The organism is Arthrobacter sp. JB02-1C, from assembly GCF_057748045.1.
Genome location: NZ_CM173235.1, coordinates 462257 through 476016, shown reverse-complemented (window position 1 = coordinate 476016; position 13760 = coordinate 462257). Strand labels below are relative to the sequence as shown.

Below are 13760 nucleotides of genomic sequence, written 5' to 3'. Positions count from 1 at the left end.
CCAGGAAGAGGCCCTGTATGAAGTCTGACGGAGAAATCATGGAAATTCTTGCTGCCTACGATCTGACCGGATCGTTGCGCGCCACCGCGGAGCTCACGGGCTGCTCGCACCACACCGTTGCCAAACACGTCGCTGCCAGGGACGCTGGCCGGCCGATCGGGGAACCCGCGGCCCGGGGCCGGGTCACGGACGCGTTTCTGCCCAAGATCGAGGAATGGATCGAAGGATCCAAGGGCCGGATCCGCGCGGACAAAGCCCACGAAAAGCTCGTTGCCCTGGGCTACACGGGTTCGGAACGCTCCACCCGCCGCGCGATCGCGCAGGTCAAAGCGGCGTGGCGGCTCGGCCATACCCGGGTCCACCGGCCCTGGATCACCGAGCCGGGGATGTGGCTGCAGTACGACTTCGGCGACGGGCCCCGGATTGGCGGGGTGAAGACCATCCTGTTTGTGGCGTGGCTGGCGTTCTCCCGGTTCCGGATCGTGATCCCGCTCAAAGACCGGACCGCGCCGAGCGTGTTCGCTGCCCTGGACCGGTGCTTCCGCATCCTGGGCGGGGCACCAACGTATGTGCTCACCGACAACGAGAAGACCGTCACCACCGCCCATGTCGCCGGGGTCCCGATCAGGAACCAACAGACCCTGGACTTCGCCCGGCACTACGGTGTCACGGTCCTGACCTGCCAGCCGGCGGACCCTGCCACCAAAGGCGGGGTCGAAGCGTCCGTGAAACTCGCCAAGGCCGACATCGTGCCCAAAGACACCAACCTCCGCGACGAGTATTCCTCCTTCGCGGAACTCGAGGCTGCTTGCGCGGCGTTCATGGACGAGGTCAACAACCGTGAACACCGGGCGACCCGGCGCAAACCGGAGTCCATGCTCGCCGAAGAAGCCCCCAGGCTGCACCGGATCCCCGATACCGCCCACACGGTCGCGTTCGGACTGGCGCGCACCGTCCCGGAGAACACCCCGATGGTCACGTTCGAGAACGCCCAATACTCCGTCCCGGCGCACCTGCTCGGGGCCCGGGTGTTCGTGCGCACCCACGGGACGGGACCCGGCGAACAGGTCATCATCGTCCACCCCGGCGCCTCCGGCCCGGTCGAAGTCGCCCGCCACGACCGGGCACGGCCCGGCAGCCCCGCCATCAACGATGAGCATTTCCCCGGAACCAGGACCCGGATCCCCGGCGACTACGAGGTCAGGGCCCGCAGCGCGGACGAAGCCGCGTTCCTGGCCATCGGTGACGGCGCCAGAACCTGGCTGGTCGAGGCCGCCGCGGCCGGGACGACACGGATGAACGTGAAGATGGCCGAGGCAGTGACCCTGGCGAAAATCGCCGGCACCGCGGCAGTGGACCGGGCACTGGGCGACGCGGCCCTGCATGGCCGTTTCGCGCACCCGGACCTCGCCTCCATCCTGAACGCCAACATCCGCCGCACCACCACCCACGCCGCTAACGAAGCCACCTCCCTGACCCAGGGAACCGGCGCGTGGGCCGCGATCGGCAACCCCGCCCTGAACACCGCGGCCACAAACACCACCCCGGAGGAGCCCCGATGAGCCCCGTCACGACGACCAACACCGCGGCCCCGCCGCTGCCGCCGGACCTGGAGGCCCTGATGCGGTCCCTGAAGATGCCTCACGCCCGGGCGCTGGCACCGGAGCTGATCGCGACAGCCCGCGCGCAGCGGTGGGAACCGGTCGAGGTCATCAAGGCCCTCTTCGCCGAGGAATCCGCCGGGCGGGCCCGGTCCATGCTCGCCTCCCGCCGCAAGGCCGCGGGCTTCCCGACCGGGAAAACCTTCGATGCCTGGGACCCGGCCGTGTCCTCCATCCCGGCCCCGACCCAGCAGGCGCTGCGGACCCTGGAATGGATCAGCCGGCGGGAGAACCTGGTCGTCTGCGGACCCTCCGGCACCGGCAAGACGTTCTTCCTCGAAGCCCTCGGCCAACAGGCCGTGGAAGCCGGGATGCGCGTGGCGTGGTTCCGGCTCGAGGACCTCGGCGTCCTGATCCGAGCGCACCGCACCGACGACACCGTCACCCGCGCCGTCGCCCGGATCCTGCGCGCCGAACTCGTGGTCATCGATGACATCGGCCTGCTGCCGGTGGCCACGGACGCCGCCGAAGGCCTCTACCGGGTCGTGGACGCCGCCTACGAAAAACGGTCAGTCGCGATCAGCTCCAACCTCCACCCGGCCGGATTCGATGAGCTCATGCCCAAGACGCTCGCCACCGCCACCGTTGACCGGCTGCTGCACCACGCCCACGTCTGCCAGACCAGCGGCGATTCCGTCCGCCTCACCCAAGCCCTCGCAGGAAAAGGAGTAACCCGACTGAACTAACCAAACCAAACGATGGCCAACCCCGCCGAACAAATCAGTGGGCAGATCTGTTGGCCATCACCGGGCAGTTCTACTGGCCACCAGCGGGCACATCAACTGGCCGCCCGTGGGCAGAAACTACTGGCCATTGACAAACGAACCGATAGAGACCTGAACTGTCCCGTAGAGGGGTCGATCCCCTTGTCAGACGGGGCTCAGTCCACATTTCGTCTGCCGAGTCGGTACGCTCGACGAAACGTACAGTGGGGGACTGAATGAGGACGGAGCCAGAGGTTCGAAGGTGCACTGATCGGGACTTGGCTGCGTTAGAAGCCGGCGAACCACCAGGTTCGGGTATCGCGCGCCACTTTCTGCGTGAGCAGGCTGCCGGAAACATTGTCTTCGCAGCTGCGTGGCGGGATCAACAGTTGTTTGGCACCGTCGTCTTAGATTTCGGCTCCGACGACGCCCCGGAACTGAAGCACCTCTACGTTCACGAAGCCTTTCGGGGCGCCGGGGCAGGTACAGCCATGTGCCGATGGATTGAAACGCAGGCGGCGCGGAGGGGCTTCGGCAAGCTCTATCTTGGCGTTGGCGTCGATAATCTTGGAGCCCGTCGACTCTATCAACGCTTGGGATTCTCATTTGCGGGGCGGACGACCACGACAACGTACCGATACGTTGACCAAGACGGGCGCAAGCAGTGGGCAACTGAAACGGACGACATATTCGAAAAGACCCTATCCGGCTGAAAATCTCCGGTTCGTTGTCAGCAAACGCCCGGTGAGGGAGGCTGCACCGGGACGATGTCGGGCGCTGAGTTCGGCGATGCAAGGATGAGTTATGAGCAATGTCTTCCTCACCGGCCAACTTGTTTGCAGTAACCAAGAGCAGGTCGCGGTGGTGGCGCAGCACCTTCCCCTGCACATCAAGCTGACACGCGCCGAGCCAGGATGCCTGTCGTTCGAGGTGAACCCGACTCAGAACCCGCTCGTCTGGCAGGTGGACGAGCAATTCCAGGACGGCGAGTCGTTCCGAGCACATCAGCAACGCGTCGCTGAAAGCGAATGGGGCAGGGCAACTGCGTACATCGATCGACACTACGAGATCGAAGGCTTAGAGTCCGGCCTCTGACCGTTCGGCTGCCGGGCACTCGGGGAGATGCGCCCCGCTTACGCCTCGCCAACCTGCTGCATGTGATGCCGGCTGAATCTGTTGCCGGTCCTGGCCGCGCAGACGGAATTAGCAGACGGAACTATTTGACTTCGTCGGTGCCCTGGGCGGGGTCCCCGCTGCCCTGGGCCCCGCCGGTGCCCGGTCCGCGGGAGTCACCGTCGCGAAGCCCGCGTTCCTTGGCGTCGAGCTCCGCCTGCAGCCTCTTCAGCCGGTCGGCCTCGGCCTGGTTGCGGCGGCGCTGTTCGAGATTGCGAAGAAATTCGGGGTCGTCGTCCGGGGCCGTCGGGTGCCGGTAGGTGACTGGCGCGGACGAGCCTCCATCGGCGCGCGGCCTTCCGATGAGGAACCACAGCACAGCACCGATCACCGGAAGGACGATTTGCACCACGATCCAGGCGGCCTTGGAGATGCCTTTGGTCTGGCGTGCATCAGTTCGGATCAGGTCGATCAATCCGTAGACAAATACGACTAGCACGATGATTGGTACCACAACACGGAGCATAGCTTCAGTTTAGCCTTCACGGGGCATTCCAGCGCCCGGCGAACTGGGCGGTCCGGGGCAGTGCCCAGCGGCTAAACTGGAACCGTGGCATTCCTGAAATACTCCCTGATCCGCCTGGCGCTGTTCCTGCCGCTGTTCGCACTGTTTGTCTATCTGCAGCTGGGCTGGTTGCTCGCCGCGCTCTGCGCCGGAATGATGGCCTTCGCGATCAGCTTCCTGTTTTTCCAGCGGCAGCGCGACGAAGCCACGGCTTCCATCCACAACCGGTTCTCCGGTAAGGCAAAGCCGCTGCGGAGCGCGCGCGAGATCGACGACGCCGCCGCGGAGGACCGCCTCGTCGACGAGCACCCCGACGTCACGGTGCAGACGGACAGCCGCCCCAAGGACTCCTGAACCGCGTCTCCCGCGGCGCCCAGCGGCCGGATACGGCTAGAACCGGCTGCTTAGCACCAGCCCGAGCGAGAACAGCACGGCGTAACCGAGGTTGATCAGCCCCGTCTGCTTCAGCACCGGGATCAGGCTCTTGCGGCGCCGCCCGGCAATCATCAGCCAGGATGGCATCAGGCTCGCCGGGATGAGCAGCAGCACAATCAACATCCACGGCCGCGCCGGCGCCAGCACGATCACCAGCAGGATCGCGACTGCGAGCATCAGCACGTAGCTTTCCCTGGCGTGCTTGTCGCCGAGCCGCACTGCGAGGGTCTTCTTGCCCGCGACCCGGTCGGTGGGAATGTCCCGGACATTGTTGGCCATCAGCAGCGCGCAGGCGATCAGCCCTGTGCCGATCGCACCGACCACCGCTTCCAAACTCAGCCGGCCGGCCTGCGTGTAGGTGGTGCCCAGAGTTGCCACCAGCCCAAAGAACACGAAGACAAACAAGTCGCCCAGCCCCAGGTACCCGTACGGGTTCTTGCCGCCGGTGTAGCCCCAGGCAGCGAACACGCAGCCCAGGCCCACGAGGATCAGCCACCAGGCCTGCGTAATGATGACCAGGGCGAGGCCGAACAGCATCGCCAGGCCGAACGCCGCGAAGGCCGCACGCTTCACGTGCTCCGGCTTCGCCGCCCCGGAGCCGACCAGCCGCAGCGGGCCAACCCGGTCCTCGTCGGTGCCGCGGATGCCGTCGGAGTAGTCGTTGGCGTAGTTCACGCCGAGCTGGAGCAGCAGCGCCACCAGGGCCGCCAGCACGGCATTGACGGGACGGAACGCCTCCATCGCATAGGCGGCGGCCGACCCGATGAGGACCGGCGCGATCGCGGCCGGCAGGGTGCGCAGACGGGCGCCTTGAATCCATTGTGCGGCTGTGGCCACGTTCAGTACCTCGTTGATTCGGTGACGTTCTGGTCGGTCGGGCATGCTTGGTGCTTCTCTATTTTCCCTGATGCCGCGCATTCAGCCGAACCGTCATGCCCACGCGGTCCGGTTTGCCGTTGGGGAGCATGAGCAGCTCCGCGGCGGTGAGCACCGTTTTCGGCACCTCGGCTCCGGTCAGGGTTCCGGCGGCGGAAGCCAGGCTGGCGCCGAACGCGGCAGCCGAGGCGGGCGAATCGTCCGCCAGGACCACGTAGGCCGCCAAGGCCTGTCCCCATTCGGCGGACGGTACGCCGGCCACGAAGGCCGCCCGGACGCCGTCGAGCGTCTCCAGCTCCCGCTGCACGTGCGCGGCGGAAACCTTGACGCCGCCGGTGATCACGACGTCGTCCGCCCGGCCCAGCACGGCGAGCCGGCCGTCCGGGCCGAACTCGCCGAGGTCGTGGGTGCGGTACCAGCGGATGCCGTCTTCCTCGAAGAAGCTCTCAGCGGTCAGCTCTGGCTGGTCGAGGTAGCCGGCGGCCACGGTCTCGCCGCCCAGCAGGATGCGGCCGTCCGGGCCCAGCTTCGCCTCGACGCCGTCCAGCGGAACGCCGTCGTACACGCAGCCGCCGCAGGTCTCGGCCGAGCCGTAGGTGGTGACCACCCGGACGCCGGCGTCACGGGCCGCCGCGAGCAGCCCGGCCGGCGCGGGGGCGCCGCCCAGCAGGACCGCATTGAAGCGCCGCAGCACGGCCAGGGTTTCGGCCGAGGGCCGGTCCAGCAGGCGCTGTAGTTGCGTGGGTACCAGCGAGGTGAAACGGATTGCGTCCGTGAGCTCCAGCGCGGCAGCGGTGAAGGCCTCCGGGGTGAACCCGCCGGAGAGGTCCATCGCCCACGGCCGGGTGCCGGCGAACAGCGATCGGACCAGCACCTGCACGCCGGCCACGAACTGCACCGGGAGCGCCAGCAGCCACTGGCCTTCCCCCTTGAGCGCCATTGCCGTCGCCATCGAGGATGCCGCCAGCGCCTCGGTCGTCAGCACGGTGGCCTTGGGCGTTCCGGTGGAGCCGGACGTCCGCACCACCACGGCGGCGCCCTCGAATCCGGGGGTTTCCACGAGAGCGACGACGGGCGAGCCGTTCGGCCCTGCGGACAGCTCGACGGCGGCCCCCTCGCCGCGGAGGGCGGCAGCGAGGGCCGAGAGGGCGGGTTCGATGTGGGCGGCTCCGGCAGTCATGGGCAACCTCAGAAGTAGTACGGGAAGGCGGACCAGTCCGGATCCCGCTTTTCCAGGAAAGCTTCCTTGCCCTCCACCGCCTCGTCCGTCATATAGGCCAGCCGCGTCGCCTCGCCGGCGAACACCTGCTGGCCGGCCAGGCCGTCGTCGGCGAGGTTGAACGCGAACTTGAGCATCCGGATGGCCTGCGGCGACTGCCGGGCGATGTCCGCGGCGTACTCCAAGGCCACCTCCTCAAGCCGTTCGTGGTCCACCGCCTCGTTCACGGCGCCCATCCGGACCATGTCCTCGGCGGAATATTCGCGGGCCAGGAAGAAGATCGCGCGGGCGGCTTTCTGGCCGATCTGGCGGGCCAGCAGCGCGGAGCCGTAGCCGGCATCGAAACTGCCCACCGTGGCGTCCGTTTGTTTGAACTTGCCGTGCTGGCGCGACGCGATCGTGAGGTCCGAGACCACGTGCAGCGAGTGCCCGCCGCCGGCGGCCCAGCCGTTCACGACGGCGATGACCACCTTGGGCATGGTCCGCATCAGCCGCTGGACCTCAAGGATGTGCAGCCGGCCGGCGCGGGCGGGGTCGATGGTCTCCTGGGTTTCGCCGTCGGCATAGCGGTAACCGTCCCGGCCGCGGATCCGCTGGTCGCCGCCGGAGCAGAAGCTGTGGCCGCCGTCCTTGGGGGAGGGGCCGTTGCCGGTGAGCAGGACGGTGGCAACATCCGGGGTCATCCGGGCGTGGTCCAGTGCCCGGTAGAGCTCATCGACGGTGCCGGGCCGGAAGGCATTGCGGACCTCGGGCCGGTTGAACGCGATCCGCACCGTCGGCAGGTCCCGGACCACGGTGCCGTCGTCGGAGCGCTCCACCTGCCGGTGATAGGTCATGTCCTGGAAGTCGTCGAAGCCGGACACGGTGCGCCAGCGGGTGGGGTCAAAGACGTCGGATACCTTGGCGGGGATTTCGTTGCTCACAGTCCGAGTCTAGTAATCGGCTCAGCTGATGCAGAACTCGTTGCCTTCCGGGTCCGCCATGGTGTGCCAGGAATGCGGGCCCTCGTTGGCGGTCCAGAGGAAGCTGGCGCCGCGGGCCTCGAGCGCGGCGCGGACCTTGTCCTTGTCCCCGCCGGCGAGGTTCACGTCCCAGTGGACCCGGTTCTTGACGGTCTTGCCCTCGGGTGCGGTCTGGAACAGGATCCGCCGGGTTGGCGGCTTGGCGTTGAGGTCTTCGGGCGGCCGGATCGCGGCCCCGGTCCGCCAGACCAGCTTCCCCTGGTGCCGTTTGGTTTCTGCCTCGGTCGCGAAGCCCTGGGCGATCATGGAACGGATAAAGTCCTCGTCCTGCGCTTCGACAGCCCAGTCCAGGGTTTCGGCCCACCAGTCGGCGAGGGCGTGGGGGTCGGCGCAGTCGACAGCAATCTGGATGTTCAATGCCATGGGAGAAACCTACGACGGCGGCGGCCCCGGCGCCAGAGGGGGGTGTGCCGGCCTTCCGGACGCCCGGATCTACTGCAGCGCCCCGAGGAGCTGGGGCGGGATGGCGTAGATGAAGGCGACGGCCAGCAGGTTCTTCGTGGCGTGCACGAAGTAGGAGAACATCACATTCTTTCCGGTCCACATGTAGACGAACACCAGAGTGGCGCCCATGGCGAGATACGGTGCCAGCACCGGGAGGGTAATCGCCTCCTGGCCGACGATGTGCAGGGCCGCGAACAACACGACCGAAAGCCCGCAGCAGAGCCAGACGTTGAGCCGCCGGCTCAGCTTTCCGATCAGCAAATGCCGGAAGATGTACTCCTCGACGAACGGGCCCACCACCACCAGGAGCGGAACCATCAGCCAGACCGGGACCTGCTGCATGAGCGACTGCAGCCCGGCTTGATTCACGGACAGCTGGGGCGGACCGGTGAGCGCCACCAGCACCGCGGTCAGGATCAGCATGGCCACCACAGCAAGCGGCACCATCAGCAACGTGAACCAGGGCCGGGTGGCGAGCACCCGGAGATCCCGACCCGCCACCAGCCGGGCCGCGGTCAACGCCAGGAGGCCAATGCCGGCATAAAAGATCAGATTGACGGCATAGGATGCCACCGCCGGACTGGGCGAGAACTGCAGCAACAGCGGGGCCAGCACACCCGACGCCGTGGCGAAAAACGCCGCCACCGCCACGTAGAGCCCCGCCGTGACCAGATCCAACCGGGAAAAAGCGTAGAGGTCCGGACGCGGCGCCGGCAGCTGTCGGAGAGCAGAATCCATTCCCTCAGCCTAGCGGCGGCACCGGCCGCGCTGTTGCCCCGGTCACGGTTTGGTCTCGAAAGCGGATAGAATAATTCAGCCGCGCGGGGGCCGCGGGCCCTACCCGACGCTGACCCCCGGACTCTGGCCGAACGCGCTTTGGTGCGCCCGGACCCGTCTGTCCGTCCCGGCAAGACCCCGATCTGCAAGGAAACCGCTGTGCCGCAAAGTATTTCCACCCGACCCCAAAACGCTACGGCAACAACCGCCGCCGCCGCGGACCCGACCCTCAGCGCCGAGGGCTACAAAAAAACTCTGGGCCGCCGCCACGTGACCATGATCGCGATGGGCGGCGCCATCGGCGTCGGCCTCTTCATGGGCGCGGGCGGACGACTGGCCTCCACCGGGCCGGCGCTGATCTTTTCCTACGCCATCGCCGGCGTCCTCGCCTACCTGCTGATGCGGGCCCTCGGCGAGCTCATCATGTACCGGCAGACGTCCGGTTCGTTTGTCAGCTACGCCGGCGAAATGTTCGGCAAGAAGGGCGCGTACCTGTCCGGGTGGATGTACTTCATCAACTGGGCGATGACCGGTATTGCCGAACTGATCGCGATCGGCCTGTACTTCCAGTTTTTCTTCCCCAATGTCCCGGTCGAGATGTCGGCTATCGCCGCGCTGGTGCTGCTGGTGGCCGTGAACCTGCTGAGCGTTAAGGTCTTTGGCGAGTTTGAGTTCTGGGCGTCGTGCCTCAAGGTGGCGGCCATCGTCGCCTTCCTTGCCGTGGGCACGTTTATGGTGGTCACAAATGCCAAGGTGGGCGACGGCCACGCTTCGGTCAGCAACCTGTTCCACGCCGAGGGCGGCATGTTCCCGAAGGGCGCCCTGGTCATGATCCTGGTCCTGAACGCCGTGATCTTCGCCTACAACGCGATCGAACTGGTCGGTATCACCGCCGGCGAAATGGAGAACCCCGAACGCGAGGTACCCAGGGCCATCCGCGCCGTGGTCATCCGCATCGTGGTGTTCTATGTGGGTTCGGTTTCGCTGCTGGCCATGCTCCTGCCGTCGGACCAGTACCACGCCGGCACGTCTCCGTTCGTCACGGTCTTCGGCCAGATGGGATTGGCTTGGACGGGTGACGTCATGAACATGATCGTGATCACCGCGGCGCTGTCCTCCTGCAACACCGGGCTGTACTCGATCGGCCGGATTTTCCGCACCATGGCCAACAACGGGCATGCGCCGCAGTGGCTCACCAAGATGTCGTCCCGGCACGTGCCGTACGCGGCCATCCTGGCCATCGCCGCTGTGTACCTCGCGGGGATCACCCTCAACATCTGGCTCGGCGGTTCGCATGCATTTGATCTGGCCCTGAACTCTGCATCGATCGGCGTCATCTTCACGTGGGGCTCCATCTTCGCCAGCCAGATTGCGCTGCGGAAGAAGAAGGGCAAAGTCTCGTCGCTGCCCATGCCGGGCTCGCCGTGGACCAGTTGGCTGGGGCTCGTGGCGCTGCTGGCCATTACCGTGCTGATTGGTTTCGACACCATGACCAGCACGACCGGCGAGGTCTTCCAATTGGGCCTCTGGACGCTGGCGACCATCCCGTTCTTCGCGCTGGTCCTCTGGCTGGGCTGGCAGAAGGTCAAGCACAACGAACCCAAGAGCGAGTTCTTCAGCTGACCGGCCGACGATCAGGGTGACGAGTCAGACACAAAAGACGGCGCCGGACATCCCCCAAAGGAAAGTCCGACGCCGTCGACCGTGAAAACTAGTCCCGCTTGAGGCCGTCCTTGACGTTCTCGCCAACCTTCTTGGCGTCGGCGACGACCTGGTCTTTTTGACCCTCGGCCTTCAGCCGGTCATTGTCTGTGGCGTTGCCGGTGGCTTCCTTGGCCTTGCCGCCAAGGTGCTCCGCTTCGTTCTGAATCTTGTCTCCGATACCCATGGTGTGATCCACCTTTCGTTTCCGGTTGTCATTCAACGCACATTCAGCCTAACACAAAGCATACTTACTATCTTGGGGCAGTGGGGCATCCGGGCGTCCGGGTGGCGGCAATGACTCCCGCCCGCGCTAGGCTCGAAACCATGAAGCTCAACACCCGCGCCGCAGGCCGGGACCCCCGCACCGTGGCCCGGCGGGAATGCCCCGATGGCTGCCGCCGGTAAGCCCGGGGCCACGGGTCCACGCCTTACCCCGGTCCGGCTCACCGGGCTCGTCCCGGACCCGGAGCCGGACTTTCGGCGCGGCGAGCGCTACGACGGTGTCGCGTACAGCGGCGCGTCGGCGGACGGTCTGGAACTCAGCGGCACGAATTTCTCCGAGTGCGAGTTCAGCGGCGTCTCGCTGAACGAAACCCAGCTTCGCGGCGCGAGCTTCAGGGACTGCATCCTGGCAGAGTCCTACGCGCCGGTGCTCACCGCCGCCCGCTCCAGCCTGCGCGACGTCGAAATCCGCAATCCCCGGTGGGGTTCCGCCCAGCTTTACGAAGGCAGCTGGCAGTCGGTGCGGATCGACGGCGGCAAGCTGGACTATGTCAACCTCCGTGGCGCCAGGCTCGTGGACGTCCAGATCAGCGACTGCATCATCAACGAACTCGATCTCGGCTCCTGCACCGCCACCCGTGTCGCCCTGAAGAACTGCAGCATTGGCACCCTGGACCTCACCGGTGCGCGGCTGAAGGACCTTGACCTCCGCGGCACGGACTTCCGGTCGCTGAGCGGCTTTGGCAGCCTCGCCGGGCTGGTGGTGGACGAGCAGCAGCTTGCCCTGCTGGCGCCGCTGCTGGCCGGACACCTCGGCATTACGGTGGCCTGAGCGGCTGCGTCATGCCGGCTCTGCGGTTGACTCCCGGTTGACCGCCACCAGCCGCCGTGTAATCGTTATAGAACGAACGGTCGGTAATTTATTCAGCCGACCCTGCTCCCTTGGTGAAGGATGTTCTCATGGTCGAGGCTTTTCTTGTTGGCGGCGCCCGCACTCCCGTGGGCCGGTACGGCGGCGCGCTGTCCGCAGTCCGGCCCGACGACCTGGCGGCTCTGGTGGTCCGGGAGGCCGTGACCCGTGCCGGCGTCGACCCGGACGCCATCGAGGAGGTCATCCTCGGCAACGCCAACGGCGCCGGCGAGGAGAACCGCAACGTCGCACGGATGGCCACCCTCCTGGCCGGCCTGCCGCTGCACATTCCCGGCATCACCGTCAACCGGCTGTGCGCCTCCGGCCTGAGCGCCATCATCATGGCCAGCCAGATGATCAAGTCAGGCGCCGCGGACATCGCGGTTGCCGGCGGCGTCGAGTCCATGAGCCGGGCACCCTGGGTCCAGGAAAAGCCGCGAACCGCGTTCGCGAAGCCGGGCCAGATCTTCGACACCTCGATCGGCTGGCGCTTCGTCAACCCGCTGTTCCAGAAGGGCGAACTCTCCCGCGGCGGAAAAATGACCTATTCCATGCCGGAAACCGCGGAGGAAGTCGCCCGCGTCGACGGCATCTCACGGGAGGACGCGGACGCCTTCGCGGTCCGCTCGCACGAACGCGCGATTGCCGCGATCGCCGCCGGCCGCTTCGCTGACGAGATTGTCCCCGTGACGGTAAAGACCCGCAAGGCGGAGACGATCGTTGACACCGATGAGGGTCCGCGCGCCGGAACCAGCATGGACGTACTCGCCGGACTGCGCCCCGTTGTCGCCGGCGGTTCCGTGGTCACCGCCGGTAACTCCTCCACCCTGAACGACGGCGCCTCCGCCATCATTGTCGCCTCCGAGGCAGCCATCCAGAAGCTCGGACTCACCCCGCGCGCCCGCATCATCGACGGCGCCTCGGCGGGCTGCGAACCGGAAATCATGGGCATCGGCCCGGTCCCGGCCACCCAGAAGGTGCTCGCCCGGACCGGCCTCACTGCCGGCGACCTTGGCGCCGTCGAACTCAACGAAGCATTCGCTACCCAGTCGCTGGCCAGCATGCGCCGGCTCGGGCTGGACCCCGAGATCGTGAACCGCGACGGCGGCGCCATCTCGCTGGGACACCCGCTCGGATCGTCCGGGTCCCGGATCGCCATCACCCTGCTGGGCCGGATGGAACGAGAAAACGCCAAGATCGGCCTGGCCACCATGTGCATCGGCGTCGGGCAGGGCACGGCCATGCTGCTGGAGCGCGTCTAATGGCGGCCCGGCCCGGCGGCCTGGACACCGCCGGCCTGGACACCGCCGGCTTCGCGATGCTCCTGGTCGAGGAACGCGATGACCGGGTGGTGGTTCGGCTCAACCGGCCCGAGGTCCGCAACGCGATCGACCAGCAGATGGTGGACGAACTCCACGCTGTCTGCGCCTACCTGGAACAAACGCCCAAGGTACTCATCCTGGCGGGCTCTGAGGGGGTCTTCGCGTCCGGGGCAGACATCGCGCAGCTGCGCGAACGCCGCCGCGACGACGCGCTGCAGGGTATCAACTCGACGATCTTCGTCCGCATCGCCAGGCTCCCGATGCCGGTCATCGCTGCGCTCGATGGCTTTTGCCTCGGCGGCGGCGCCGAACTGGCCTACGCTGCGGACTTCCGGATCGGCACACCCGGGATTCGGATCGGAAACCCGGAGACGGGACTGGGCATCCTCGCCGCCGCCGGGGCCAGCTGGCGCCTCAAGGAGCTCGTGGGCGAACCCGTGGCGAAGGAGATCCTCCTCGCCGGCGCGGTGCTGCGCGCCGACCGGGCCCTCGCCGTCGGGCTCATCACCGAGATCCATGAGCCGGCCCAGTTGATGGACGCCGCGCACGCCCTGGCAGACCGGATCGGCGGCCAGGACCCGCTCGCAGTACGGATCACCAAATCCGTGTTCCACGCCCCTGCGGAGTCCCACCCGCTGATTGACCAGCTGGCCCAAGGGATCCTCTTCGAGTCGCAGGCAAAGTTCGACCGCATGCAGGCTTTTTTGGATAAGAAATCCGCCAAAAAGCCCGTACCATCTCCGGCCACCGACGCCGACACGACCCCAGACCGGAAGAAGCAGTAGA

At 66.8% G+C, this 13760-nt stretch carries 16 protein-coding genes; 9 read left to right on the top strand and 7 right to left on the bottom strand.

The features are described 5' to 3' along the window. Positions 1-17 precede the first annotated feature (17 nt). The 4 genes from istA to AC3ANP_RS02240 all read left to right on the top strand — a co-directional run bounded on the left by istA (position 18) and on the right by AC3ANP_RS02240 (position 3460). Entirely contained in the window at positions 18-1562 is a 1545-nt protein-coding gene (istA, locus tag AC3ANP_RS02255; protein ID WP_488331741.1) for an IS21 family transposase, read from the top strand. Continuing rightward, complete coding sequence (gene istB, locus AC3ANP_RS02250) at positions 1559-2347, top strand: IS21-like element helper ATPase IstB (protein ID WP_488331130.1); 789 nt, start codon at positions 1559-1561, stop codon at positions 2345-2347. Before istA ends, istB begins: the two co-directional genes overlap by 4 nt. Before the next feature lie 296 nt (positions 2348-2643). Next, positions 2644-3078, top strand: a complete 435-nt coding sequence (locus tag AC3ANP_RS02245; protein WP_488331740.1) for a GNAT family N-acetyltransferase — start codon at positions 2644-2646, stop codon at positions 3076-3078. Positions 3079-3169: 91 nt separating this feature from the next. Beyond that, positions 3170-3460: a putative quinol monooxygenase gene (locus AC3ANP_RS02240; protein ID WP_488331739.1), complete on the top strand. Its 291-nt coding sequence runs from the start codon at positions 3170-3172 to the stop codon at positions 3458-3460. Positions 3461-3581: 121 nt separating this feature from the next. Here the strand turns inward: AC3ANP_RS02240 and AC3ANP_RS02235 are convergent, their stop codons facing one another. Further along, complete coding sequence (locus AC3ANP_RS02235) at positions 3582-4004, bottom strand: PLD nuclease N-terminal domain-containing protein (RefSeq protein ID WP_488331738.1); 423 nt, start codon at positions 4002-4004, stop codon at positions 3582-3584. 84 nt (positions 4005-4088) lie between these two features. Between AC3ANP_RS02235 and AC3ANP_RS02230 the strand changes: the two genes are divergently transcribed. After that, positions 4089-4397 (top strand): DUF4229 domain-containing protein, encoded by a 309-nt coding sequence (locus tag AC3ANP_RS02230; protein WP_488331737.1) that lies wholly within the window; start codon positions 4089-4091, stop codon positions 4395-4397. A 36-nt stretch (positions 4398-4433) separates the two neighbouring features. On the opposite strand, the gene AC3ANP_RS02225 is transcribed toward AC3ANP_RS02230, so the two are convergent. The 5 genes from AC3ANP_RS02225 to AC3ANP_RS02205 all read right to left on the bottom strand — a co-directional run bounded on the left by AC3ANP_RS02225 (position 4434) and on the right by AC3ANP_RS02205 (position 8777). Further along, positions 4434-5315, bottom strand: a complete 882-nt coding sequence (locus tag AC3ANP_RS02225; RefSeq protein WP_488331736.1) for a 1,4-dihydroxy-2-naphthoate polyprenyltransferase — start codon at positions 5313-5315, stop codon at positions 4434-4436. A gap of 58 nt (positions 5316-5373) precedes the next feature. Next, positions 5374-6534 (bottom strand): AMP-binding protein, encoded by a 1161-nt coding sequence (locus AC3ANP_RS02220; protein WP_488331735.1) that lies wholly within the window; start codon positions 6532-6534, stop codon positions 5374-5376. 8 nt (positions 6535-6542) lie between these two features. Continuing rightward, positions 6543-7496, bottom strand: coding sequence for a 1,4-dihydroxy-2-naphthoyl-CoA synthase (locus AC3ANP_RS02215; protein WP_488331734.1), 954 nt, complete (start codon positions 7494-7496; stop codon positions 6543-6545). Between the two features lie 21 nt (positions 7497-7517). Then, a complete protein-coding gene (locus AC3ANP_RS02210) occupies positions 7518-7958 on the bottom strand; it encodes a VOC family protein (RefSeq protein WP_488331733.1) in 441 nt (146 codons plus the stop codon). Positions 7959-8027: 69 nt separating this feature from the next. Next, complete coding sequence (locus AC3ANP_RS02205) at positions 8028-8777, bottom strand: CPBP family intramembrane glutamic endopeptidase (RefSeq protein ID WP_488331732.1); 750 nt, start codon at positions 8775-8777, stop codon at positions 8028-8030. A 198-nt stretch (positions 8778-8975) separates the two neighbouring features. On the opposite strand from AC3ANP_RS02205, the gene AC3ANP_RS02200 reads away from it, so the two are divergent. Next, on the top strand, positions 8976-10439 hold the full coding sequence (locus AC3ANP_RS02200) for an amino acid permease (RefSeq protein ID WP_488331731.1): 1464 nt from the start codon (positions 8976-8978) through the stop codon (positions 10437-10439). 88 nt (positions 10440-10527) lie between these two features. Here the strand turns inward: AC3ANP_RS02200 and AC3ANP_RS02195 are convergent, their stop codons facing one another. Next, entirely contained in the window at positions 10528-10704 is a 177-nt protein-coding gene (locus AC3ANP_RS02195) for a CsbD family protein (protein ID WP_488331730.1), read from the bottom strand. Between the two features lie 204 nt (positions 10705-10908). On the opposite strand from AC3ANP_RS02195, the gene AC3ANP_RS02190 reads away from it, so the two are divergent. From AC3ANP_RS02190 to AC3ANP_RS02180, 3 genes are all read left to right on the top strand, one after another. Then, the gene (locus tag AC3ANP_RS02190) at positions 10909-11574 is read left to right on the top strand and encodes a pentapeptide repeat-containing protein (protein ID WP_488331729.1); all 666 of its coding nucleotides are present in this window, start codon (positions 10909-10911) and stop codon (positions 11572-11574) included. A gap of 128 nt (positions 11575-11702) precedes the next feature. Next, positions 11703-12914, top strand: coding sequence for a thiolase family protein (locus tag AC3ANP_RS02185; RefSeq protein ID WP_488331728.1), 1212 nt, complete (start codon positions 11703-11705; stop codon positions 12912-12914). Continuing rightward, complete coding sequence (locus AC3ANP_RS02180; protein WP_488331727.1) at positions 12914-13759, top strand: enoyl-CoA hydratase/isomerase family protein; 846 nt, start codon at positions 12914-12916, stop codon at positions 13757-13759. Before AC3ANP_RS02185 ends, AC3ANP_RS02180 begins: the two co-directional genes overlap by 1 nt. Position 13760 lies beyond the last annotated feature (1 nt).

Excerpts from the sequence above, each read along its gene's own strand:
- AC3ANP_RS02235 (WP_488331738.1), bottom strand. The coding sequence starts at position 4,004 with ATGCTCCGTGTTGTGGTACCAATCATCGTGCTAGTCGTATTTGTCTAC.
- istB (WP_488331130.1), top strand. The coding sequence starts at position 1,559 with ATGAGCCCCGTCACGACGACCAACACCGCGGCCCCGCCGCTGCCGCCG.
- AC3ANP_RS02190 (WP_488331729.1), top strand. The coding sequence starts at position 10,909 with ATGGCTGCCGCCGGTAAGCCCGGGGCCACGGGTCCACGCCTTACCCCG.
- istA (WP_488331741.1), top strand. The coding sequence starts at position 18 with ATGAAGTCTGACGGAGAAATCATGGAAATTCTTGCTGCCTACGATCTG.
- AC3ANP_RS02210 (WP_488331733.1), bottom strand. The coding sequence starts at position 7,958 with ATGGCATTGAACATCCAGATTGCTGTCGACTGCGCCGACCCCCACGCC.
- AC3ANP_RS02205 (WP_488331732.1), bottom strand. The coding sequence starts at position 8,777 with ATGGATTCTGCTCTCCGACAGCTGCCGGCGCCGCGTCCGGACCTCTAC.
- AC3ANP_RS02240 (WP_488331739.1), top strand. The coding sequence starts at position 3,170 with ATGAGCAATGTCTTCCTCACCGGCCAACTTGTTTGCAGTAACCAAGAG.
- AC3ANP_RS02185 (WP_488331728.1), top strand. The coding sequence starts at position 11,703 with ATGGTCGAGGCTTTTCTTGTTGGCGGCGCCCGCACTCCCGTGGGCCGG.
- AC3ANP_RS02195 (WP_488331730.1), bottom strand. The coding sequence starts at position 10,704 with ATGGGTATCGGAGACAAGATTCAGAACGAAGCGGAGCACCTTGGCGGC.
- AC3ANP_RS02220 (WP_488331735.1), bottom strand. The coding sequence starts at position 6,534 with ATGACTGCCGGAGCCGCCCACATCGAACCCGCCCTCTCGGCCCTCGCT.
- AC3ANP_RS02180 (WP_488331727.1), top strand. The coding sequence starts at position 12,914 with ATGGCGGCCCGGCCCGGCGGCCTGGACACCGCCGGCCTGGACACCGCC.